Origin of the sequence: Solilutibacter pythonis, assembly GCF_003697345.1 — a bacterium.
Lineage (GTDB): Bacteria > Pseudomonadota > Gammaproteobacteria > Xanthomonadales > Xanthomonadaceae > Solilutibacter > Solilutibacter pythonis.
Map to the genome: position 1 here is coordinate 39959 of NZ_RFLY01000002.1, position 20477 is coordinate 60435.

Here is a 20477-nt window from a genome sequence, read left to right on the forward strand (position 1 = left end):
CCGTCAAGTGGCTATAATCGCCGGTTCAGTCCGCCAGCGGGCGGCTGAAGCCACGATAACGACAAAGGAAGATGGCAATGTACGCAGTACTGGTAACTGGCGGTAAGCAATACCGCGTGATGCAGGGCGAAAAGCTCCGCGTCGAGAAACTCGATGTCGAAGCCGGCAGCGAGATCAAGTTCGACAACGTCCTGATGCTGGGCGATGGCGAGGGCGTGAAACTGGGCGATGCGCTGAAGGGCGCCGCCGTTTCGGCCAAGGTGGTGGGCCACGGCCGCGCCGACAAGGTGAGGATCGTCAAGTTCCGCCGCCGCAAGCACCACCGCAAGCAGATGGGCCACCGTCAGCACTACACCGAAATCGAGATCACCGGCATCGCCGGTGGCGACAAGAAGTAAGGAGAAGCAGTCATGGCACACAAAAAAGGCGTAGGTTCCTCGCGCAACGGCCGCGACTCCAACCCGAAATACCTGGGCGTCAAGATCTATGGCGGCCAGGCCATCGAAGCCGGCAACATCATCATCCGCCAGCGCGGCACCCAGTTCCATCCGGGTCCGGGCGTGGGCTGCGGCCGCGACTACACCCTGTACGCGTTGCAGGACGGCACGGTGGAGTTTTCCATCAAGGGGCCGCAGAAGCGCCGTACCGTGAGCGTGGTCGCCGCCGAGTAAGGCGTCTACCCGCTCCCACGCGGAAAGCCCCGCTTCGGCGGGGTTTTTCGTTTGCGATGACCGGGCCGGGGCGTCTTCATCGCTACACTTGCCCCGAACGCACAGGAATTTCCCCGCATGAAACTCGTCGACGAAGCTGAAATCACCGTGACCGCCGGCAACGGCGGCAATGGCTGCGTGGGGTTCCGCCGCGAGAAGTTCATTCCATTGGGCGGCCCCGATGGTGGCGACGGCGGCAATGGCGGCAGCGTGTGGCTGCTGGCCGACGAGAATCTCAACACGCTGGTCGATTTTCGCCACCAGAAACTCTTCCGCGCCCAGCGCGGCGAGAACGGCATGGGGCGGCAGATGTACGGCAAGGCGGGTGACGATCTGGTCATTACCGTGCCGGTCGGCACCGTGGTCGTCAACATCGCCACCGATGAAGTCATCGGCGACCTGACCCGCCATGGCGAGCGTCTGCTGGTGGCGCAGGGGGGTAAGGGCGGTCTCGGCAACATGCACTTCAAGAGTTCGATCAACCGTTCGCCGCGTCAGTCCACGCCGGGAACGCCGGGCGAGGAACGCGTGCTGCGGCTGGAGCTGAAGTTGCTGGCGGATGTCGGCCTGCTGGGCTTCCCCAATGCGGGCAAGTCCACTTTGATCCGCGCGGTTTCCGCCGCCACGCCAAAGGTGGCCGATTATCCCTTCACCACGCTCTACCCGAATCTCGGCGTGGTCAGCGTGGAGCCGCATCGCAGCTTCGTGATCGCCGATATCCCGGGGCTTATCGAGGGTGCGGCCGATGGCGCTGGTCTTGGCGCGTTGTTCCTTCGCCATATCCAGCGTACGGGTTTGCTGTTGCATCTGGTCGAGATTGAGCCGCTAGATGGCGCGCGTGCCGCCGATCAGGTGCGTGCCATCGAGAACGAATTGGAGAAATTCGACGCCGGTCTGATGGATAAGCCGCGCTGGTTGCTGTTCAACAAGGCCGACCTGTTGACGGCCGAGGACGCCCGCGCGCAGGCGGACAGCACTGTCGCGGAACTGGGTTGGCAAGCACCGTGGTTCATCGTCTCTGGCCTGGCCCACGAAGGCACCCGTGAGGTGATGCTGAAGGTGCAAGCTTTCCTCGACGAGCGGAAGCGTTTGGAGGCCGAAGCGGCCGAACTCGCCTGAGCGGGTAGCGGGCATGTCGCCACTGGGCGGCGGCCCGCTTCATTCCACTACCAACAAACCGCCGCCATTTTCATCGGGGCTGGGCAGGGTTGGCCTCGTGCGTGGAATATTCTGAATTCCACCCACTAAAAAACCTCGCGTGCTCCGCGAGGCTTTCGTTTTCACGCCATGCGCCGCCGGTGGCGGCGAGCAGGCCGGGTCAAGCGGCTTTAAGCGCCTTGATGCGGGCATTCAAGCGGCTTTTATGCCGGGCGGCCTTGTTCTTGTGAATCAGGCCGCGCGAGGCGAAGCGGTCGAGCAGCGGCTGGGCCACGGCGAACGCGGCGACGGCGCCTTCGGCATCGTTGGCGTGCAGGGCCTTCAGTACCTTCTTGACCGAGGTGCGGAGCATGGAGCGCTGGCTGTTGTTGCGCGCATTGCGCACAATGGTCTGCTTGGCGCGCTTCTTGGCGGACTTGATATTGGCCACGGTGGAACCTTCGAGGAAACAGGAAAGAATGAGGTCGCGGAACGCGAGACAGGAAAGTATGGCCGGTCCAGCGGGCTGCGTCAACAAGACGGGTGAGCGATGAGCGCGGGTGGGCGCAAGTCGGCGGTGGCCAGTCCGGGTCTGCTGAGGTCGATTTCGGCGTTCAGCTCGATGACGATGCTCTCGCGCATCGCCGGTTTCGTGCGCGATGCGCTGCAATCGCGCTTGTTTGGCGCCTCGCCGGCGATGGATGCTTTCGTCGTGGCCTACCGCATCCCCAACTATCTGCGCCGGATATTCGCCGAGGGTTCGATGCAGATGGCCTTCGTGCCGGTGCTGAACGAAATCCGCGAGCGTGGCGACAAGGCCGCGCTGAAGGAATTCATCGACCGCATGGCCGGGGCGTTGTTCGCGGCGGTGTTCGTGGTCGCGGGCATCGGCATGCTGGCGGCGCCGTGGGTGGCGCGGATTTTCGCCTTTGGCGCGGCCGGCGACCCGGCACAGATGGCGCTGATCGCCGACATGCTGCGAATCACCTTCCCTTATCTGGTCTTCATTTCGATGATGGCGCTGGTGGCCTCGGTGCTGAACAGTTTCGGCAAGTTCGCGCTGCCGGCGGTGACGCCGGTGCTGCACAACCTGACGGTGATCGCGGCCATGTTGTTTCTCGCCCCGCTGTTCCCGGAAGGGTTGCGTCCAAAGGCGCTGGCCTGGGGGGTGCTGGCGGCCGGCATCCTGCAACTGGCGGTGTTGTGGCCGGCGCTGGGCCGGCTCGGTCTGCGGCCGAGGCTCAAGCCGGGTTTCGGCAATACGGACGTGCGCCGGGTGGCCAGGCTGATGGTGCCGACGCTGTTTTCGTCCTCGGTGGCGCAGCTCAACCTGCTGGTCGGTACCGGTTTCGCGGCGGCGCTGGTGACGGGTAGCCAGACCTGGCTGTACCTTTCCGATCGTCTGGTCGAATTCCCGCTGGGATTGTTCGGGGTCGCCATCGGCACGGTGATCCTGCCGCATCTTTCCCGCCGCCATGCCGCCACCGATGCGGCCGGCTATTCCGCGGCGCTCGATTGGGCGATCCGTATGTCGCTTCTGATTGGCGTGCCCGCGGGGCTTGGCCTGCTGCTGCTGGCCGAGCCGTTGACTTCGGTGGTGTACCAGGGCGGCCGTTTCACCGCCCACGACACCCGCATGGCGGCGATCAGCCTGTCGGCGATGAGCCTGGGCGTGCCGGCCTTCATGCTGAGCAAGGTGCTGTCGCCGGCGTTCTATGCCCGCCAGGACACCAAAACGCCGATGCGCGCGGCGATCTGGACGGTGGTGGCCAATGTGCTGTTCACCATCGCCATCACCACGCCACTGTGGCATTACAAGGTGGAAGGGGCGCATGGCGGTATCGCCCTGGCGACCGCGCTGGCCGGTTTCGTCAATGCCTGGCTGCTATGGCGCTATCTGCGGCGGGGCGGGCTGCTGCGGTCGCAGGCGGGGTGGGGCGGCTACCTGCTGCGTCTGCTGGTCGCCTGCGTGGCGATGAGCGCGGTGGTGCTGGCGATCCGCCACCACGTGGGCGAATGGAATCAATTGCCCGGCGTCTGGCCGCGTGTGCTGTGGCTGTTCCTGGCGATCGCGGCCGGCGCGCTGGCTTATGCCGCCGCCCAAGTGGCGATGGGTCTGCGCCCGCGCCATCTGCGGCACTGAGCGCGCCGTGCTGGCCGGTATACTGGGCAGTTCATGAATTTCCTCTTCCGCGACGCTTCCGGTGGGCCGCTGTGCCCTGAAGGCAGCGTGGTCTGCATCGGTGCGTTCGATGGCCTGCATCTCGGCCATCGGGCATTGTTGCGCCACGCCGCCATGCGCGCGCATGTGCTCGGTCTGCCGGCGGTGGCGCTGGCTTTCGAGCCATTGCCGCGGGAGTTCTTCGCGGCGGATGCGCCGCCGCCACGGCTGATGCTGCCGCGCGACAAGATCATCGGCATGGGCGGCGCGGGGATGCGCGGCATCGGCCTGCTGCGCTTCAACGCCAGCATGACCGCGATGAGTGCCGAAACCTTCATCGAAGAAGTGCTGGCGGCGCGGCTGGCGGCGCGCGAGGTCTGGGTCGGCCCGGATTTCCGTTTCGGTCACAGGCGCCGTGGCGACTTGGCGATGCTGCGCGACGAAGGCGCGCGTCATGGCTTCACCGCGCACGCCATCGAGCCACTGAAGGTGGCGGGCGAGCGCGTGTCCAGTTCGGCCATCCGCGAGGCGCTGTCCGCCGGCGATTTCGCGCGGGTGGAAAAGCTGCTCGGCCGTCCCTATGCCATTGGCGGGCGGGTGGTGCGCGGCCGGCAGCTTGGCCGCGCGCTTGGTTTCCCCACCGCCAACCTGCGCTTCCCGAGGCAACCCGCGTTGCAGGGTGTCTACGCCACCTGGGTGCGTGGTGTCGGCGAGGCGCCTTGGCCTTCGGTGTCGAGTTTCGGTACCCGGCCCACGGTGGATGGCGTGGAGCCGCTGCTGGAAGCGCATCTGTTCGATTTCGAGGGCGATCTGTATGGTCGCCATATCGAAGTGGAGTTCGTCGCCAAGCTGCGCGACGAGGAAAAATTCGACACGCTGGACGCATTGACCGTGCAAATGCGGCAGGATGCCGAAGCCGCCCGGCACATTCTCGACCACCCGCGCGCCGACGGGCGCGCCTGAAACGACATCACGATGAGCGAAGCCGACAGCCACCGCTATAAATCCACCCTTCTGCTGCCCGCCACCGATTTCCCGATGCGCGGCGATCTGCCCAAGCGCGAGCCGGTGACGTTGGCGCGCTGGGAAGACGAGAATCTGTATGGCCGCATCCGCGAGGCCGCCAAAGGCCGGCCGGTATTCATGCTGCACGATGGCCCGCCGTATGCGAACGGCCGGATCCATCTGGGCCATGCGGTCAACAAGGTGCTGAAGGACATCATCACCCGCAGCAAGACGCTGGCCGGATACGATGCGCCCTACATTCCCGGCTGGGACTGCCACGGCCTGCCGATCGAGATCGCCATCGAGAAGAAGTACGGCAAAGTCGGTAACAAGCTGGATGCCGATGCCTTCCGGGCGAAATGCCGTGAATACGCCCGCGCGCAGATCGATTTGCAGCGCACCGACTTCAAGCGCCTGGGCGTGCTGGGCGAATGGGGCAATCCCTACGTCACCGCCGATTTCAAGTACGAAGCGGACGAACTGCGCGCGCTGGCCAGGATCATCGGCAACGGCCATCTGGCGCGCGGCGTGAAACCGGTGCATTGGTGCTTCGATTGCGGCTCGGCGTTGGCCGAGGCCGAGATCGAATACGCCGACAAGACCTCGCCGGCGGTCGACGTCGCTTATCCGGCGCGGGATTCGTCCGCCATCGCCGCGCGCTTCGGCGCGAGATTGCCGGAAGGCGTCGAGGTCGCCGTCCCCATCTGGACCACGACGCCGTGGACGCTGCCGGCCTCGCTCGCCGTCTCGCTTGGCCCCGGGATCGATTACGTGCTGGTGGAAGGCCCGGCGCATGCCGGCGCGCGGCGCTGGTTGGTGCTGGCCGCCGCATTGGCCGAGCGCGCGTTGAAGCGCTACGGCGTGGACGGGATGACGGTGCATGGTCATGCGATCCCCGGTACGGCGTTGGCGGGCGAGCGCTTCGCGCATCCGTTCTATGCCGAACGCGACATCCCGGTGCTCACCGGCGATCACGTCAGCGACGAGGACGGCACCGGCGCCGTGCATACCGCGCCCGGTCACGGCCAGGAAGACTTCGCGGTGGCGCAGGGCGCCGGGCTGCTCGATGCCTATTCGATTGGCCAGTTGAATCCGGTCGACGGGCGTGGCGTTTACCTGCCGTCGACACCCCCGATTGGGGATACGGCGCTGGCCGGCATGCACATTTGGAAGGCCAACGGCCCGATCGTCGATGCCCTGCGCGCCAATGGCGCGTTGCTGGCCGGGCACGACATCCTGCACAGCTACCCGCATTGCTGGCGGCACAAGACGCCCATCGCCTTCCGCGCCACGCCGCAGTGGTTCATCTCGATGCGGCAAGCGGACCTGCGCGGCGATGCGCTGGCCGCGATCCCGCGGGTCAAGTGGTATCCCGGCTGGGGCGAGGCGCGCATCGCCGGGATGATCGAGGGCCGGCCGGATTGGACGATCTCGCGCCAGCGCACCTGGGGGGTGCCGATCGCCCTGTTCGTGCACAAGGAAACCGGCGAGCCGCATCCGCGCACCGTCGAGTTGCTGGAGCAGGTCGCGTTGAAGGTGGAGCAGGGTGGCATCGATGCGTGGTACGCGCTGGACGCCGCCGAGTTGTTGGGCGGCGAGGCGTCGCAGTACGACAAGGTGCGCGACATTCTCGATGTCTGGTTCGACTCCGGCGTCACCCATCAATGCGTACTGAAGGCGCGCGGCTACGACCTGCCCGCCGATCTGTACCTGGAAGGCTCCGATCAGCATCGCGGCTGGTTCCAGTCCTCGCTGCTGACCTCGGTGGCGATCAACAAGGCCGCGCCCTACCGCGAGTGCCTGACCCACGGTTTCGTGGTGGATGCCGAAGGGCGCAAATTCTCCAAGTCGCTCGGCAATGGCATCGAGCCGGACGAGATCATCAGGCAGTACGGCGCCGACATCCTGCGCCTGTGGGTGGCTTCCGCCGATTACTCGCAGGAGATGTCGCTCTCGCAGGAAATTCTGAAGCGCAATGCCGATGCTTACCGCCGCATCCGCAATACTGCGCGCTTCCTGCTTGGCAATCTGGATGGCTTCGACCCGGCGCGCGAGCTGCGTCCGCTCGACGACATGGTCGCGCTGGATCGCTGGATCGTGCATCGAGCGGCGCTGTTGCAGCGGCAGATCGTCGAAGCCTACGCCCGCTACGATTTTGCCGAGGTGGTCAAGCTGCTGGCGAATTTCAGCAGCGTGGAACTCGGCTCGCTGTACCTAGACGTGACCAAGGACCGCCTCTACACCATGCGCCAGGATTCGCGCGGCCGCCGCAGCGCGCAATCGGCGATGTATCGCATCGCCGAGGCGTTCGCGCGCTGGATCGCGCCGATTCTGGCCTTCACCGCCGACGAAATCTGGCGCCACCTGCCGGGTGTTCGCGGCGGGGACGTGATGCTGGCCCAGTGGTACGACGGTCTGGCGGAATTGGATGCGGATGCGCCGATCTCCGCCACTCGCTTCGACCGGCTGCTCGACTTGCGCGAACAGGTGGCGAAGCGGCTCGAACCGATGCGTGCCGCCGGCGAGATCGGCGCCGCGCTGGAGGCCGAGATCACGCTGTCGGTGGATGACGAAACGCTGGCTTGGCTGGCCCCGTTGGCCGACGAACTGCGCTTTTTGTTCATCAGCGGCGACGTGAGCGTGCAGTCGGGAAGCGGCGTGCCGTCGGTGCTGGCCACGCCGAGCGTGAAGGCCAAATGCGTGCGCTGCTGGCACCATCGCGCCGACGTGGGAACGCATGCCGAACACCCGGAACTATGCGGTCGCTGCGTCGACAATATCGAAGGCAAGGGCGAAGACCGGAGGTGGTTCTGATGAAGGCCCCGAAACCGAACGCGCTACCGTGGTTGGCGTTGTCCGTGCTGGTCATCGCCCTCGATCAATGGACGAAAAACTGGGTGTTGCGCGCATTGCCGGAATACACCGACATCGTGGTGATCCCCGGTTTCTGGAACTGGTACCGCACCTACAACACCGGCGCGGCCTTCAGCTTCCTCGCCAACGGCGGCGGCTGGCAGGTCTGGTTCTTCACCGTGCTCGCTTTCGTCATCTGTGGGCTGCTGGTTCATTGGCTGTACCGCACGCATCGCGGCGACTGGAAAACCGCCGCGCCATACGCGTTGATCATCGGCGGTGCGCTGGGCAACGTCATCGACCGCTTGCAGCACGGCCACGTCATCGATTTCGTCAAATGGTATGCGGGCGATTACGTCTGGCCGGCGTTCAACCTGGCCGATTCGGCGATCGTCGGCGGCGCCATCGGCATGGTGCTGTTCGGCGTGCTGGGCGGTGGCAAGAAAGATTCAGCGCAGGGGGCTTAGGCTCGGAACATGGACATCCTGCTCGCCAACCCGCGTGGGTTCTGTGCCGGCGTCGATCGCGCCATCGAGATCGTCAAGCGCGCCATCGAGATGCTGGGGGCGCCGATCTACGTCCGTCACGAGGTGGTGCACAACAAGTTCGTGGTCGATGACCTGAAGCAGCGCGGCGCATTGTTCGTTGAGGAACTGGACGAAGTGCCGGATGGCGCCACCGTGATCTTTTCCGCGCACGGCGTATCGAAGGCGGTGCGCGACGAAGCCGACCGCCGCCGGCTCAAAGTGTTCGACGCCACCTGCCCGCTGGTGACGAAGGTGCACCTGGAAGTGGCCAGGCATTGCCGCAATGGCCGCGACATGATCCTGATCGGCCATGCCGGGCACCCCGAGGTGGAAGGCACGATGGGCCAGTGGGCGCGCGAGGGCGCCAGCGGCCGCATGTATCTGGTCGAGGATATCGACGGCGCGCGCACGCTCGAAGTCGGACAGCCCGGCAACCTTGCCTATACCACCCAGACCACGTTGTCGGTGGATGACACCCGCGACATCATCGCCACCTTGCGCGCGCGCTTTCCGGCGATGCAGGGGCCGAGGAACGACGACATCTGCTACGCCACCCAGAACCGCCAGGACGCGGTGCGCGAACTGGCGGCGAAGTGCGACCTGATCCTCGTCGTCGGTTCGCCCAACAGCAGCAATTCCAACCGCCTGCGCGAACTGGCCGAGCGCGAGGGCGTGGAAGCGCACCTGATCGATGGCGCGCACGAGATCGACCCGCATTGGCTGGCCGGCAAACGTCAGGTCGGCGTATCCGCCGGCGCCTCCGCGCCGGACGTACTGGTGCGGGGCGTGCTGGATCGCCTGGGTGAATTGGGCGCGGGTGAACGTTGTTGCGAACTGGATGGGGAACCGGAGAACATGGTGTTCGCCCTGCCCAAAGAACTGCGCCTGCGCCTGATCGATTGATGCGAGGCGTGCCGAAGCCCTATAATCCACGCCCCGAGCCGGAGTAGCTCAGTTGGTAGAGCGGCGCATTCGTAATCGCGACGCGGTTGTCGTGGTGGCGGAGGCAAAAGGCATGCGGTAGAAGGCTTTAGGGCCGCCAGCGGACCGATGGTGAGGTAGCGCGGACACGGTTTGAACAAGTTTCAGGTTTCCGCCGGAGTAGCTCAGTTGGTAGAGCACGTCATTCGTAATGATGGGGTCGTAGGTTCGATTCCTATCTCCGGCACCACCTAAAGGTGAGAAGGGCAGCCCACAAGGCTGCCCTTCTTGCTTTGCACGTTCTTTGTCCTTCTGGCCTTGGGGAAGCTCCCCGCGCTGCGCTGCGCCAGGTATTCCGTCAGCAATCCGAGCGGCGGCACGCCGAGCGCCTCAGCGAACTCGACCAGCTCCACGGCGTCGATGCGCCGCTCCCCGCGCTCTCACTTCGACACGAAGGTCTGCGTGTTCCCAAGTCGCTCGGCCAGATCGACCTGCGACACGCCCGCCCGCTTGCGGGCCGCCTTCAGGACGGTCAGTAGGAGTTGATAGTCGGTCGGGGTTGTGGGTCGATTGGGCCATCGCGCGGTGGCCGGCGGGTCACCGCACGCTAGAGTCCGTATTGGATTAGTCCAAAACAGACTATTTACTGGCGCTGGCTTAGGGGGAGTGCATGAAGCGGATAGGGGTTCCTCTGGTTGTCCTGGTGGTCTTGGCCTGGATCGGGTCGAAGCTGGTGCCGCGCAGTGAGTCGACAGTCGCCCCCGCGCCTATAGCGGCGGCAGAGCCGTCGCCGAAGCAAGCGCAAGAGCCTGCGGCGCCACAGCCCGAGCCGGATCGCCCCATGTCGGCGGCCGAGAAGAAGGCGCAGCAGGAGAAGTGGTTCGGCGCCGAAACGATCGTCGCTGCGGAGCGCGCCGTGAGGGCCGAGCTGAAGGACCCGGACGCCGCGCAGTTCCGCGACGTGCGCGCCAACTACACCGAGGAGTTCGGCGTGGTCGCCTGCGGTCGGGTCAACGGCAAGAACGAGTTCGGTGGGTACACCGGCTTCCGGTGCTTCGTGTCGGGCGGCAGGAGCGTCATCCTTGAGGGCCGGGACAACATCGCGGATGCCTGGGCCGGCGCCTGTCTGTAGGCCTAGGGTGAGCAACTGGACAGCAGCAATTGACAGGGTCTAGGATCATCAACGAGCGGGGGAAAGGATTGAAATGGGGAGATGGGCGAGCCGCCGATGGATCGAATGGGCTTGGGGCGTGTGTTTATTCGCTCTGGCCCCGCTTACGTTGGCCGCCTCTGACCTTTCGCCGTTGCGAGCCCAGTTCCAACTGCCCGACGATCGTGTCGATTACGCCACCGCCAAGCTGGCGGTGAACAGCATCATCGACCCGTCCACCGATACCGCGGCCGTGCGCCGGCAACTCGACCAATGGGAACGCGCTGTGCGCGGCAACGTGCCCGCCACCCCGACTGCGCGGCAGGTTCTCGACGCCTTGCTCAAGACGCTCTACGTGCCTGGCGAGTGGAACCAGGACAAGCCTTTCACCTACGACCTGTCGGACCCGCTGGGTAAAAACCCGAAGAACAAGCAGCTAGCCACCTACTTGGCGACGCGCAAGGGCAACTGCGTTTCAATGCCCACCCTCTTTGTCATTTTGGGCCAGCGGCTGGGGCTGACCGTTGCGCTGGCCACGGCACCCAACCACCTGTTGGTGAAGTTCGCCGACGACGAGCAGCAGATGTGGTTGAACATCGAAGCCACCGCAGGCGGCTTCAAATACGACAGCAGTTACCAGCGCGAAACCGGCATCACAGAGACTGCGTTGAACAACGGGCTATACCTGCGCCCGCTGCTGCCGCACGAGGGCGTGGGTGCTATCGCCGGCACGCTGATGGAGCACTACGGCGAGAAGAAGGACGCCGACGCGCTCATGGCCGTGGCCGACTTGGCGCTGGCCGCCAACTCCAAGGACCCGGTGGCGATGATCTGGAAGGCCAACGCCTACTACATCCAGACCGACCAGCGCATCCGGTCCAAGTATCCGAACGCCGCGGACGTGCCGCCCGAACTGCATGACGAATACTGGTGCCTGTCGCAAGAGAATCTGGCATGGTTCGCCAAGGCCGAATCGCTCGGCTGGACGCAGAAAACGCCGGAGCAGGAAGCCAGCTACCTACAATCCATTCAGCGCGAACGCGCGAAAAGGGGACAGTGATGCGCTTGCCATTCCAGGACTGTTGACCGTGGTGCTGTGCGCCATCGCCTCCGACGCGTCGGCTCGGTTCGTTTCAGCCGACCCCGTACAAGCCGACCCGAATACGGGCGCCAACTACAACCGCTACTGGTACGGGAACAACAATCCCTATCGCTTCACCGACCCGGACGGGCGCCTGTCGCGTGGCACTGGCTGGACGGACAGGCAGTGGAAGCAGTTCGACCGCGCCCAGCAGAGCGCCGCCGGCAGCTTGGAAAAGGCGGCGGGCAAGATCAACAGTGCACTGGCCGAAGGTGGCAAGGCGCTCCAGCGTGCTGAGAAGTCTTTCGAACGTAACTTCGGTGCTGGCTCAGCTACGCCAGAGAACATGGCCAAGGCTGCCTCAGATATGAGTTCAATGGCTGCGGCATTGCGAGATACCAGTGCGGGAGCTATTCCAGCTAATGGAATGACGGGCGCACAAATCAATGCCACGTATGGGGCCGGTGGAGATACCTTGGCGGGGGTGCCTACCACCGGGCCGAAAATGGTCATCGTCAATACTACGCATGCGAGTTTCAATGATCCGTCGAGGTTAGCTTGGGGTGCGGGTCACGAAACGGGGCATGCCGTGCTGGGGTATAAGGACCAGTTCTTCAATGGCGACACGGCATACAAGTTCGGGACACCTCAGCAACAAAATATCTTCAAGACGCTGCCCAGCCGGCAGCGCCTTATCAATCCTGACCACATCATGGACCAGGCTCGATGAGCAGGTTTCTGGCAGTCGCCTTGCTGTGCATGGCGATAACTGCCTGTGCTAGTCCATTTCGACGCGCAGAACCGCAGGATTTCAGTGTTTCGGTGGTTGATAATCCGACGGAGAAGCGATACGACGTAGCCCTAACGTCTGCCGTCGGCGCGCCCTTATGCCTTTCGAAGGAAAGCTGGCCTGCCGAAGACGGCACATTTCCGATGGGGTACGAAGGTGCAGTCTTGACCACGACCACCGGTCCTCTGCATCCGAAAGCAGCCATGACGGCATATTGCCCCGGAGGATGTGGTGAGGTTCGCTTGGAGCCAGGCCAAACTTTACGGGCAAGCATTGCCTACGCAGCATTTGGTGATGCGGAAGTAATCGCAGTTGACCCCGCTCGATCGCTATCATTTCCCGTTTATCCCTACTATTGCACACGGTAGTTTGTGCTTCCCATAACGCCTTGGTCATTTTTGATGGATGACCAGGAATGAAGGCAATCAAATCTACAAGATCCGAGTGGAAGAGCCGAAGAAATGACCGCCGACTTCTTGGCCTCCAAGATAGAAGGGTACTCGTCGAATAGCTTGGATGAGAGGACGGTCCGGTATCTCGAAAACTATTGGACCGATCGCGAATCGTTTAAGCGTGATTGGGTGTATCTCCTCGAATCCGTATTCAAGCGAGCTTCCGGAAAAGTATCTGTCGCCGGCAACCTGGTCGCTGACTTCATGCAGGGAGGGATACTCTTCACAGAAGACGAGTTTTCATCATTTGTCGCTCGCACAAAAGAAAGCGGGGCGACGAGGTTTGCCGTCGTTGAAGACATCGGACAATCCGATTGGGGCTCGTTGAAGGAGCTTGATTTTTTAGGTTCTCATACCCTATTGGAGTTGGATGGAGTGAGATGACCCATTCTTCGATCCTTGCTCAAGACATATTTGAGAGGCCAATAAGGTGCTTCTTCGTTATCGCGGATAACGGAAAGTTTGGCAAATTTGCCAACAACGATGCAGACCCTCCGTACGACCTGATTTTTCATGCACGAGAAGCCTCGTGTATTTAACGTGACTTGGATCGCACCAGGCGGCCCGTAGCGCGTCCGGGCGCCGTGGCCTCGGAGCTTGGTTGCCCGGGCAGCGCCGAGTGGCCCGGGCTCACCGGGGAGCACGGACATGTTGGTGTCGGCGCGTGAGTCGGGCCGGTACTATGTGAGTTAATCGGGCTGGCGATCTGCCCGAGGATTGCCGGCAGTTGCTACGGCGGTCAGAAGTGCCTTTGGCGGCAAGAACAGCTGAGGCCCGCCCCGACACCGACTGACGGGGAGCACGGGTCCATCTCTGCGACGAACAGCAGGCAGTCATCCCGCGGCACCGCCGCACTGACTGACCTGGAGGCCGAGATGGCTACCCCCTACGAACCAAAGAAGCTCTCCCCCGAGGAGCTGGCGGAGCTGCACGCGCTCCCCGACGACGCGCTGGCTACCGCCCAGGAGGCGGCCGCGTTCCTGCGCCTCAAGTACAACACATTGTCCTGGTACCGCTGCAACGGCGGGGGCCCGAAGTACGTCCGCGTCGGGCCGAAGCTGATCCGCTACCGCATGGGCGACCTGCGCGAGTATGCGAAGGGCCAGCCGATGGGTGAGGGAATGCGGAAGGTCGGCACCGCGAGATGACCTGCATCGGCCCGGTGTCGCGCCTGGACGCCGAGACCTGGGAGCGCATGTCACAGGAATACGAGGGGTGGCGCGAGCATGGCAGCGTCAACCGCGGGCACTAACGGCCACGCGGTCGCCGTCGAGGTGGACGGGGTGCGATACCCCTCCGCCAGGTCGGCGGCCCAGGCGCTCGGCGTGGGCTACAGCATGGTCACGGCCCGCGCGCACGACCCCAGGCACCCGGACTACCGATGGCTCGGCGCCACGCCCGCAAAGCGCCAGGTGCACGATCCCGCGACGGTGCGGATGGGCAGGGAGCTCATCGCGCCCGCACGGTGGCCGAACGACGGCGGCGCGCGACGCACGCCCGTGATGGACACGAACTTCGATCCCCCACGGCTTGTGCGCTGGGTCGGTTGGCTCCGCTGCATGTGCTGCGGCCGTCCCCACTTCTCGGAGGACGTGGCCCGCGCCCGCGTGTGCGTGGAGTGCGGCGGCTCCGGAGGCTGGGCCGTCGGTGTGCGCCCGGACAGGGACGCCTGACATCGCATCGGCGGGCGGCGCGACGCCAAGCCCATGATCCGCAAGCCGCGGTGACGGCGGCAGCTCCGAGGGAAACACGCCCGGGAAACAATGGCGTTCGCGGCCAGTGCTCCGCGACACATTGAAGGCATCCGGTCAGCGCATTGGCGCGCAGACCACCCCACGGTTGGGGATGCGCTCGTGACAGGCGACCGGAGGACCAACCTCACAGGAGCAAACGAGCCATGAAGATCACCCTCAGCGACACCCCCCTACTCACGCCCCAGCAGATCGGCGAGCTCGCCTCGACCCTCGACCTGCTGCACAAGCGCACCCTCACCGCCATCGAGCGGCTGAACAAGGACATCGCGACCCGCAAGCAGCAGATCGCCGCGCGCTGGAAGAGCGCGCCCGGCATCGGTGCTGGCGAAGTCGCCCGCTTCGCCGAGCACGAGACGGTCTCCACCGTCCGCGAGATCAAGGACAACTCCAAGGCCGAGCTGGACAATATCCTCAAGGACGCGGGCGCCCCGCACGCCCAGCTGATCGGCCAGCGCCAGTTCTACGACTCCCCGGCGAAGGTCCTGGGCCGCGCGGCCCAGGGCGACCCGAAGCGCACCGAGTACCTCCAGCAGCTCCAGCACGCAGGCCCCGCCGAGCTCGGCCACATGGCCCAGGTCGCCGTAGACACGCGCAACGTCGCACTGGCGTCTGCCGTGCTGTCCCTGATCGACCGCATGCCCAGCAAGGACCGCCCGGTCGGCCCGGCCGAGCTGGCGTCGGCGATGAAGCAGGACGACTTCCTGAAGGTCTAGGAGTACATCAAGCTGGGCGACGCGCGCCTCCAGGGCATCCTGGTCGCCATCCGCGCCTGGAACGCCGGCAAGTCCAACCCGCTCGGCTCGCTCCAGCTCGCCATGCGCGAGCGCGACATCGACCACGACCTGATCGGGAGCGACGATGCGTAAGCTGGCCCACTACTCGATCGACCACCCGGTGGCCATCGCGCTGTCCGGCATGGTCAGCACCCTGCGCACGGGCGGCGACCTCCTCGCGTCCTTGGCTGAGCGGGCCGAGGCCGCGGGCGTCCGCCCGTACTCCGAATACTTCGACGACGCGGCGCGCCTCGCGGGCATACCGTACTGCCGCGCGCTGGACCTGTACGTGGACCGAGAGACCAAGTGCTGGGCCGACCGGTTGAGATACGGGTAGGCGCACCTCGGCTGGCTGGATGCGCAAGCACCCAAGCCAGTGCATGAGGCGAGTAGAAAACTCGCTAGTGTGCCGAGTGTGGATATTCGGATTGCCATGCGGTTCTCCCGCCACCCATCACATGGGTCGCAGTCTAGCCAGAGATGGACTTTGATCCTGCCTTTCCAGACTGGGAATTTTTCTACTGTGGCGTCAGAGAACGCCTCGATTGGCGGCGCAATGCTCGGAGGTCTGCCACTCAACTGGGGGCGATAGCCTGCGGGCACTGTATGCACAGGTCGGGGACAGGTCGCTTGACGGCTGGCGCCGCCCACACCTCACCCCCCCCCTGAGCATGCTTCACCCCCGGAAAGCTCAATTTCGCATACTCCCCCAATCTCACTGCTTGGGACGTGGCTTGGCTTGCCGGTACTGGCGCTTGTCGCCCGTTCGCTGCCCATTGGGATCGGTGTTGGTACACACACGGCCACCGCAGATGACCGCATCGGATGCGTAATACGCTTGGAGGATGGGGATGGCGTTTTCGTAACGCTGGAGTTCTTCCTTGGCGGCGGAGAGTTCGCGGTGGTAATAGCCCAATACGGCCCAGCCGACGAGAAGGACGAGCAACAGGATCGTACCGGCGGCGGCGAACCACAGCCAGACGGTCTTGCTGGCCCCCTGCAAATGCGCGGAGGTGGCCGAGACGGCTCGGTCGTATTCCCGGGCGACGGGTGACACCGCGTCCTTGGCCTCCTTGGCGATCTGAGTGCTGGCGCCACTGACGATGCCATCCACCCGCCGATGTACCTGCGCGACTTCGCCTTGCAATGCCCGCATTCGTTGGTCGAATGCGGCTTGCATGCGTGCCTCGCGTTGCTCGAACTTGGCCAGCAAGGCGGATTGCAGTTTGAGTGTGTTTTGAAGCGATGCCAGTAGGGTGGGAAGTGCTTGTTCGTTGGACATGGGGGTTCCGATACCGATGGACGATCACATTCGCATTACGGGGTTTTGAATCTGCCGAGTCATTTCTTGCTGCTGGAGCTCTTCTCGCTGTTGGGCTGCAACCAGGTCGCGCCCCCACTGCTCGAACGATTGCACCTGAGGGGACTGCTCGATTTGTGCGGACACGCGCGAAATCGCGGCCTCGTCATTGGCAAACAGTGCGGTGGCCAGCTTGTCGAGGTCAGGGTCGCCGGTAGTGAATGCTTGCGGGTTCTCCCTGGCCCGCACCTCCTCTCGATCGGGCAGCTCGGCGCCGGGAGCAGGGGATTGAATGTCGTTGCGGCGGTCGCGGTCATCGTCGATCATGCGACGGTGCTCCTGGTCGTCCGGGCGCTGCGGGTCCACCTGCGGATCTGCGCCGCCACCACCCGGTCCGCTCAGGGTGATCCCCAACTGGCCGCTCTGGAAATTCTCGATCACCGCCCGTTCCCGTAGCGCCTGATCGGTGGCCAACGTGTCGGTGACCGAGAGGTTGTTGTTTTCCAGGGTGTAGATGAAGCGCCCATCTTCGCTGCGGTAGGTATTGGCGGGATCGGACTCCGAACGCCTGCCGCCCGTCAGCTGCTGCCCGCCCCAGCGCACCTCACCCACGCCGTCGCTGTCCATCACGGTGTCGCCGGCGCCGATCACGTAGGTATCGCGGCCTTCACCGCCTTCCATCCGGTCTCGGCCCTGCCCGCCGATCAGGATGTCATCGCCACGGTGGGAGCGCAGGGTGTCGTCGCCGCCTTGTCCCATCAGCAAGTCGTTGCTAGCAATCTCCTGTGGATTCTGCCCGCGCGACATCCGTCGAGAATCGATAGTTGTGGCATGGTTCGGGTCGACATCCTCTGTGGTCGAGTTGCGCTGTTCTCGGCCGACGGCATTAATCGTCGCAGCCCTTGGTGGGTTGCGTTGGTTGCGCATGTTTGCTAGGTCTTGGTCGACGCTGGTCGCATCCCGCAAATCTCGATTCGGATCAAGATGAATCCGATCCGCAGTGAAGCTCTCTGGTGTGACCCGATCCGCCAAAGCAGGGTTTTCCTCGCGGGCCTGCCTCAACAGCATCTGGCGAGCCGGCTCCAGTGAGTCCGCGATGGTTTGGACACTTCCATACTCGCGGACGAGGGCAGGGTAGTCCCGGTTCGCCTCCGCGATTCGGTTCCGCCTGGCCAGATCGCCGTCGATCGATACGCCATGGGCTCGCTCCACCTGATCGATCTCATCCCGATGCAGGCCGTACATCTGGGCAACGCTGCGTGCCTCATCCAGCGACACGTTGTTTGGATCGTCGTAGAGCCCGAACACTTGCGCCTCGGCGAACCGCCGCTTGCGCAGACCGCCCTCGAACTGCGCATCTGCAGAGCCCCAGCAGTTGTATCGCATCTGGAACCATGCTTCGGCCCTGTTCCCATCCCGGATGGCATCCATGATGGGATGTTCCGGGATGTCCCTAGCCGTGTTGCCCGTCAATGCTCCGGCACCGCGGTTGTAAGTCAACGAGACCATGGCAACACGCTCTTCGGACAGCGGCATATTCAGAGAGTTTGCTGGTCCTTCGTATTCGCGCATGGAGGCCCGCAGCAATTGCTCCGACTCTGCTGCGGTAAGTTCGCGAGGGAAGGCAAGTCCAAGGCGCGTTCGGTTTGCTGCGGGGGCAGCATCAATGGCTTCCAGGGCCGCGACTTCCTGAGGTGTCAGCTGTATGCCTGAGGCTTGCCAGATATCAGCGTTGTTGCCCCGATTGAACGTGTAGCCATAGCCGATGGTGGCCATGCCGTCGCCTACATCCTGGGATCGTGCGTGGAGTCCTTCGGCACCAGCCACCACGATGCGAAGGCGGTCGTAGTATTCCTGTTCGGTCAGCTCGCGGTAGTCCATATGCGCTCCCAATTGCGGCGGTTTCGATGTTTCCCTACTTCTTGCTCCATTGAGCTTGGCAGTCCGATACGGTCTCGGCGTGTTTCAAAGCCAGATCGCCCTGAAGTGGTCTTCGATCAAGCTTTTCATCAATCGCAACGATGTCGATGTCCTGGTCAGCCTCTCGGATGGTTTCTCCCAGCTTCCAATGGATTTGGTTGCCGTCGAGCACTACGTGGGCGGCGTACTTCGCACCACTGCGCTCGCTTTCCACCGTTAGAACTGCGCTGTTACCATTTGTGGAGCCTGAGACTCTTCCGCCCTCGTCGATCTGGGACAATCCGACGCGGGCGCTGTCATAGCTACCGCACAGTCGGCTTCCGTCCTGGACTAGATCAAGGTTGAACCCCCCGCAATCTGCGTCAGGTTTTGATTGGTCGCACCACTTCACCGACCATGCGCCATTGAAATCTGCCCTCGCAGCTTGCGCTGGTGGGCTGGACGTGCAAGCGGCCAAGCTAGCGCACGAGGCGAGCAGAAAACTCGCCAGTGCGCCGACTGTGGATCTTCGGATTGCCATGCGGTTCTCCTGCCACCTATCACATGGGTCGCAGTCTAGCCAAAGATGGACTCTGGTCCCACTTCCCCGTGTAGAAGTTTTCCTGCGGAGGCATCGGAGAACGCCCCGATCTGTTGACTTCAGCCTGGGGACGATGGCCTGCGGCCACCGTGGGCACAGGCGGGGGACAAGCCGATGGACGGCTGGCGCCGCCCACGCCTTGCCCCCCCCGCCTGCACACACTTCGCCCCCAGAAAGGCCGATAGCACCACCACCGGGCAGGCGAGCCATTGAAGGCGCGCCTGCCTGTGCCCGATGCGGTTACCTGCGATCCGCAGGCCCCGCCTGAGCATGCTTCACTGTTGATACCATGCCTTCACGCGGTCGCCATCTCTGATCGCATCATTGAACCCTTGCATGTGGGTCACCATGCGTCCGGCACCACGGTTGTATGTAAGTGACACGACAACAGCTCGCTCATCTGAGAATGGCATGTTCAGGTTCGTGGCATGACCTTCGTACCTGGATATGCTGGCGTTTTCCAGCAAGCTGCTGGCTTCATCGCGTGTAATTCGTACGTTGAATGCAAGTCGCAAGGCAGTTCTCTGCCCCGCAGGCGCTCTGTCGATAGCAGCTAGCTGCTGGCGCTCGGCTTGAGACAGTTGTACGCCAGCCCTGTCCCATAGTTCGACATTGTTGTCCCTATTGAAAGGGTACCCATACCCGATAGTTGCCATATCGTCGCGAGCGTCGTAAGGCACAGCACGGTATCCCTCGAAGTTCTGGATCATCACGCTGGCCCGCTGGCGATACTGATCTTCCGTGCGCTCTCTATAGTCGATTGGCATTTAACGCCTCCTTCGTTCGCCTTGGGCTGGTGATTTCAGCCCTGCTGGTCTGCCCACTGGCACGGGGCTGATTCAAGTTCTTTAAGATGCTTGACGTATTCGGGCGCGGTTGTTTGGGATAGTGTGCTTTCCTTTGGAATGATCGGCGGCTCGTCATCCAGCCCAGCCACCGCCATGCCCACGCGGCGCCATACAAGGTCCGTTCCGGAAATTTTACCCTTCGCCAAGTACCAAGCGTTGTTTCGCGTGCTCTTTATCAGAAGGACCGCGCTTTTTCCGTTGAATGTGCCGAGCACGGTTCCAGGATCACTTTCATCAAGCCGAGATAGTCCTGGAGTGGCAACGAAGTGGTCTCCGCAGATCCTATCGCCGTTCTGGGTGAGATACAGATCGAAGCTACCGCATTGCAATTGTGGGTTTGCTTCGTCGCACAATTTGACCGACCAGACGCCATTGAAATCAGCCTTTGCTGACTGGCTAGAAGCGCAGGCGACCATGCCGACGCACAAAGCCAGAAGCGTACCCACGAGCAAACGAGGGGGGCTGTCTGTCCGATGATTCCCAGAGGCCATGCGGTTCTCCTGACACCTATCAGA

At 63.5% G+C, this 20477-nt stretch carries 22 protein-coding genes and 1 tRNA gene; 16 read left to right on the forward strand and 7 right to left on the reverse strand.

What is annotated here, in order from left to right; all coding sequences use genetic code 11:
- Positions 1–77 precede the first annotated feature (77 nt).
- The 3 genes from rplU to cgtA all read left to right on the forward strand — a co-directional run bounded on the left by rplU (position 78) and on the right by cgtA (position 1829).
- On the forward strand, positions 78–398 hold the full coding sequence (gene rplU, locus EBB59_RS01625; protein WP_122100415.1) for a 50S ribosomal protein L21: 321 nt from the start codon (positions 78–80) through the stop codon (positions 396–398).
- A 12-nt stretch (positions 399–410) separates the two neighbouring features.
- Positions 411–671 carry a 50S ribosomal protein L27 gene (gene rpmA / locus EBB59_RS01630; RefSeq protein ID WP_122100416.1) on the forward strand — a complete coding sequence of 87 codons (261 nt, stop codon included), beginning with the start codon at positions 411–413 and terminating at the stop codon, positions 669–671.
- Positions 672–788: 117 nt separating this feature from the next.
- On the forward strand, positions 789–1829 hold the full coding sequence (cgtA, locus tag EBB59_RS01635) for an Obg family GTPase CgtA (protein ID WP_122100417.1): 1041 nt from the start codon (positions 789–791) through the stop codon (positions 1827–1829).
- 199 nt (positions 1830–2028) lie between these two features.
- Here cgtA and rpsT read toward each other — a convergent pair whose 3' ends face one another.
- A complete protein-coding gene (gene rpsT / locus EBB59_RS01640; protein ID WP_122100418.1) occupies positions 2029–2298 on the reverse strand; it encodes a 30S ribosomal protein S20 in 270 nt (89 codons plus the stop codon).
- Between the two features lie 99 nt (positions 2299–2397).
- On the opposite strand from rpsT, the gene murJ reads away from it, so the two are divergent.
- From murJ to EBB59_RS01670, 6 genes are all read left to right on the forward strand, one after another.
- Complete coding sequence (gene murJ, locus EBB59_RS01645) at positions 2398–3990, forward strand: murein biosynthesis integral membrane protein MurJ (protein ID WP_245978913.1); 1593 nt, start codon at positions 2398–2400, stop codon at positions 3988–3990.
- Positions 3991–4023: 33 nt separating this feature from the next.
- Positions 4024–4971, forward strand: a complete 948-nt coding sequence (locus EBB59_RS01650; RefSeq protein ID WP_122100419.1) for a bifunctional riboflavin kinase/FAD synthetase — start codon at positions 4024–4026, stop codon at positions 4969–4971.
- A gap of 12 nt (positions 4972–4983) precedes the next feature.
- Positions 4984–7827, forward strand: a complete 2844-nt coding sequence (gene ileS, locus EBB59_RS01655) for an isoleucine--tRNA ligase (RefSeq protein WP_122100420.1) — start codon at positions 4984–4986, stop codon at positions 7825–7827.
- Complete coding sequence (gene lspA / locus EBB59_RS01660) at positions 7827–8333, forward strand: signal peptidase II (protein WP_170156545.1); 507 nt, start codon at positions 7827–7829, stop codon at positions 8331–8333. The genes ileS and lspA overlap by 1 nt, the downstream gene beginning before the upstream one ends.
- 9 nt (positions 8334–8342) lie before the next feature.
- Positions 8343–9296, forward strand: a complete 954-nt coding sequence (gene ispH / locus EBB59_RS01665; RefSeq protein ID WP_122100421.1) for a 4-hydroxy-3-methylbut-2-enyl diphosphate reductase — start codon at positions 8343–8345, stop codon at positions 9294–9296.
- A 192-nt stretch (positions 9297–9488) separates the two neighbouring features.
- A tRNA-Thr gene (locus EBB59_RS01670) sits at positions 9489–9564 on the forward strand.
- A gap of 1 nt (position 9565) precedes the next feature.
- Here EBB59_RS01670 and EBB59_RS14145 read toward each other — a convergent pair.
- On the reverse strand, positions 9566–9727 hold the full coding sequence (locus tag EBB59_RS14145; protein WP_245978920.1) for a hypothetical protein: 162 nt from the start codon (positions 9725–9727) through the stop codon (positions 9566–9568).
- A 428-nt stretch (positions 9728–10155) separates the two neighbouring features.
- On the opposite strand from EBB59_RS14145, the gene EBB59_RS13365 reads away from it, so the two are divergent.
- The 7 genes from EBB59_RS13365 (at position 10156) to EBB59_RS01715 (ending at position 15651) form a co-directional block, all read left to right on the forward strand.
- Complete coding sequence (locus tag EBB59_RS13365) at positions 10156–10446, forward strand: hypothetical protein (protein ID WP_147455476.1); 291 nt, start codon at positions 10156–10158, stop codon at positions 10444–10446.
- A gap of 172 nt (positions 10447–10618) precedes the next feature.
- The gene (locus EBB59_RS01685) at positions 10619–11524 is read left to right on the forward strand and encodes a transglutaminase family protein (RefSeq protein WP_158601682.1); all 906 of its coding nucleotides are present in this window, start codon (positions 10619–10621) and stop codon (positions 11522–11524) included.
- Between the two features lie 28 nt (positions 11525–11552).
- Positions 11553–12275 (forward strand): hypothetical protein, encoded by a 723-nt coding sequence (locus tag EBB59_RS01690; RefSeq protein ID WP_245978946.1) that lies wholly within the window; start codon positions 11553–11555, stop codon positions 12273–12275.
- Positions 12276–12796: 521 nt separating this feature from the next.
- Positions 12797–13171: a hypothetical protein gene (locus EBB59_RS01695; RefSeq protein ID WP_122100424.1), complete on the forward strand. Its 375-nt coding sequence runs from the start codon at positions 12797–12799 to the stop codon at positions 13169–13171.
- Positions 13172–13662: 491 nt separating this feature from the next.
- A complete protein-coding gene (locus EBB59_RS01700; protein ID WP_122100425.1) occupies positions 13663–13935 on the forward strand; it encodes a helix-turn-helix domain-containing protein in 273 nt (90 codons plus the stop codon).
- A gap of 749 nt (positions 13936–14684) precedes the next feature.
- Positions 14685–15254: a hypothetical protein gene (locus EBB59_RS01710; protein WP_122100427.1), complete on the forward strand. Its 570-nt coding sequence runs from the start codon at positions 14685–14687 to the stop codon at positions 15252–15254.
- Between the two features lie 145 nt (positions 15255–15399).
- Positions 15400–15651, forward strand: a complete 252-nt coding sequence (locus EBB59_RS01715) for a hypothetical protein (RefSeq protein WP_122100428.1) — start codon at positions 15400–15402, stop codon at positions 15649–15651.
- A 378-nt stretch (positions 15652–16029) separates the two neighbouring features.
- On the opposite strand, the gene EBB59_RS14150 is transcribed toward EBB59_RS01715, so the two are convergent.
- The 5 genes from EBB59_RS14150 to EBB59_RS13375 form a co-directional block, all read right to left on the reverse strand.
- Positions 16030–16596 carry a hypothetical protein gene (locus EBB59_RS14150; RefSeq protein WP_245978923.1) on the reverse strand — a complete coding sequence of 189 codons (567 nt, stop codon included), beginning with the start codon at positions 16594–16596 and terminating at the stop codon, positions 16030–16032.
- Between the two features lie 24 nt (positions 16597–16620).
- The gene (locus tag EBB59_RS13705; RefSeq protein WP_158601683.1) at positions 16621–18495 is read right to left on the reverse strand and encodes a glycoside hydrolase family protein; all 1875 of its coding nucleotides are present in this window, start codon (positions 18493–18495) and stop codon (positions 16621–16623) included.
- A 34-nt stretch (positions 18496–18529) separates the two neighbouring features.
- On the reverse strand, positions 18530–18814 hold the full coding sequence (locus EBB59_RS13370; RefSeq protein WP_147455477.1) for a hypothetical protein: 285 nt from the start codon (positions 18812–18814) through the stop codon (positions 18530–18532).
- Positions 18815–19389: 575 nt separating this feature from the next.
- Positions 19390–19881 carry a glycoside hydrolase family protein gene (locus EBB59_RS01735; RefSeq protein WP_122100430.1) on the reverse strand — a complete coding sequence of 164 codons (492 nt, stop codon included), beginning with the start codon at positions 19879–19881 and terminating at the stop codon, positions 19390–19392.
- A 35-nt stretch (positions 19882–19916) separates the two neighbouring features.
- A complete protein-coding gene (locus EBB59_RS13375; protein ID WP_147455478.1) occupies positions 19917–20453 on the reverse strand; it encodes a hypothetical protein in 537 nt (178 codons plus the stop codon).
- Positions 20454–20477 lie beyond the last annotated feature (24 nt).

What these genes read in the sequence shown, in the direction of transcription:
- EBB59_RS13365 (WP_147455476.1), top strand. Translation starts at nt 10,156, where the DNA reads ATGTCGGCGGCCGAGAAGAAGGCGCAGCAGGAGAAGTGGTTCGGCGCC.
- EBB59_RS01700 (WP_122100425.1), top strand. Translation starts at nt 13,663, where the DNA reads ATGGCTACCCCCTACGAACCAAAGAAGCTCTCCCCCGAGGAGCTGGCG.
- EBB59_RS01710 (WP_122100427.1), top strand. Translation starts at nt 14,685, where the DNA reads ATGAAGATCACCCTCAGCGACACCCCCCTACTCACGCCCCAGCAGATC.
- ispH (WP_122100421.1), top strand. Translation starts at nt 8,343, where the DNA reads ATGGACATCCTGCTCGCCAACCCGCGTGGGTTCTGTGCCGGCGTCGAT.
- EBB59_RS13375 (WP_147455478.1), bottom strand. Translation starts at nt 20,453, where the DNA reads ATGGCCTCTGGGAATCATCGGACAGACAGCCCCCCTCGTTTGCTCGTG.
- rplU (WP_122100415.1), top strand. Translation starts at nt 78, where the DNA reads ATGTACGCAGTACTGGTAACTGGCGGTAAGCAATACCGCGTGATGCAG.
- EBB59_RS01715 (WP_122100428.1), top strand. Translation starts at nt 15,400, where the DNA reads ATGCGTAAGCTGGCCCACTACTCGATCGACCACCCGGTGGCCATCGCG.
- EBB59_RS01650 (WP_122100419.1), top strand. Translation starts at nt 4,024, where the DNA reads ATGAATTTCCTCTTCCGCGACGCTTCCGGTGGGCCGCTGTGCCCTGAA.
- murJ (WP_245978913.1), top strand. Translation starts at nt 2,398, where the DNA reads ATGAGCGCGGGTGGGCGCAAGTCGGCGGTGGCCAGTCCGGGTCTGCTG.
- rpmA (WP_122100416.1), top strand. Translation starts at nt 411, where the DNA reads ATGGCACACAAAAAAGGCGTAGGTTCCTCGCGCAACGGCCGCGACTCC.
- EBB59_RS01695 (WP_122100424.1), top strand. Translation starts at nt 12,797, where the DNA reads ATGACCGCCGACTTCTTGGCCTCCAAGATAGAAGGGTACTCGTCGAAT.
- EBB59_RS14150 (WP_245978923.1), bottom strand. Translation starts at nt 16,596, where the DNA reads ATGTCCAACGAACAAGCACTTCCCACCCTACTGGCATCGCTTCAAAAC.
- EBB59_RS13705 (WP_158601683.1), bottom strand. Translation starts at nt 18,495, where the DNA reads ATGGACTACCGCGAGCTGACCGAACAGGAATACTACGACCGCCTTCGC.
- cgtA (WP_122100417.1), top strand. Translation starts at nt 789, where the DNA reads ATGAAACTCGTCGACGAAGCTGAAATCACCGTGACCGCCGGCAACGGC.
- ileS (WP_122100420.1), top strand. Translation starts at nt 4,984, where the DNA reads ATGAGCGAAGCCGACAGCCACCGCTATAAATCCACCCTTCTGCTGCCC.
- lspA (WP_170156545.1), top strand. Translation starts at nt 7,827, where the DNA reads ATGAAGGCCCCGAAACCGAACGCGCTACCGTGGTTGGCGTTGTCCGTG.
- EBB59_RS01735 (WP_122100430.1), bottom strand. Translation starts at nt 19,881, where the DNA reads ATGCCAATCGACTATAGAGAGCGCACGGAAGATCAGTATCGCCAGCGG.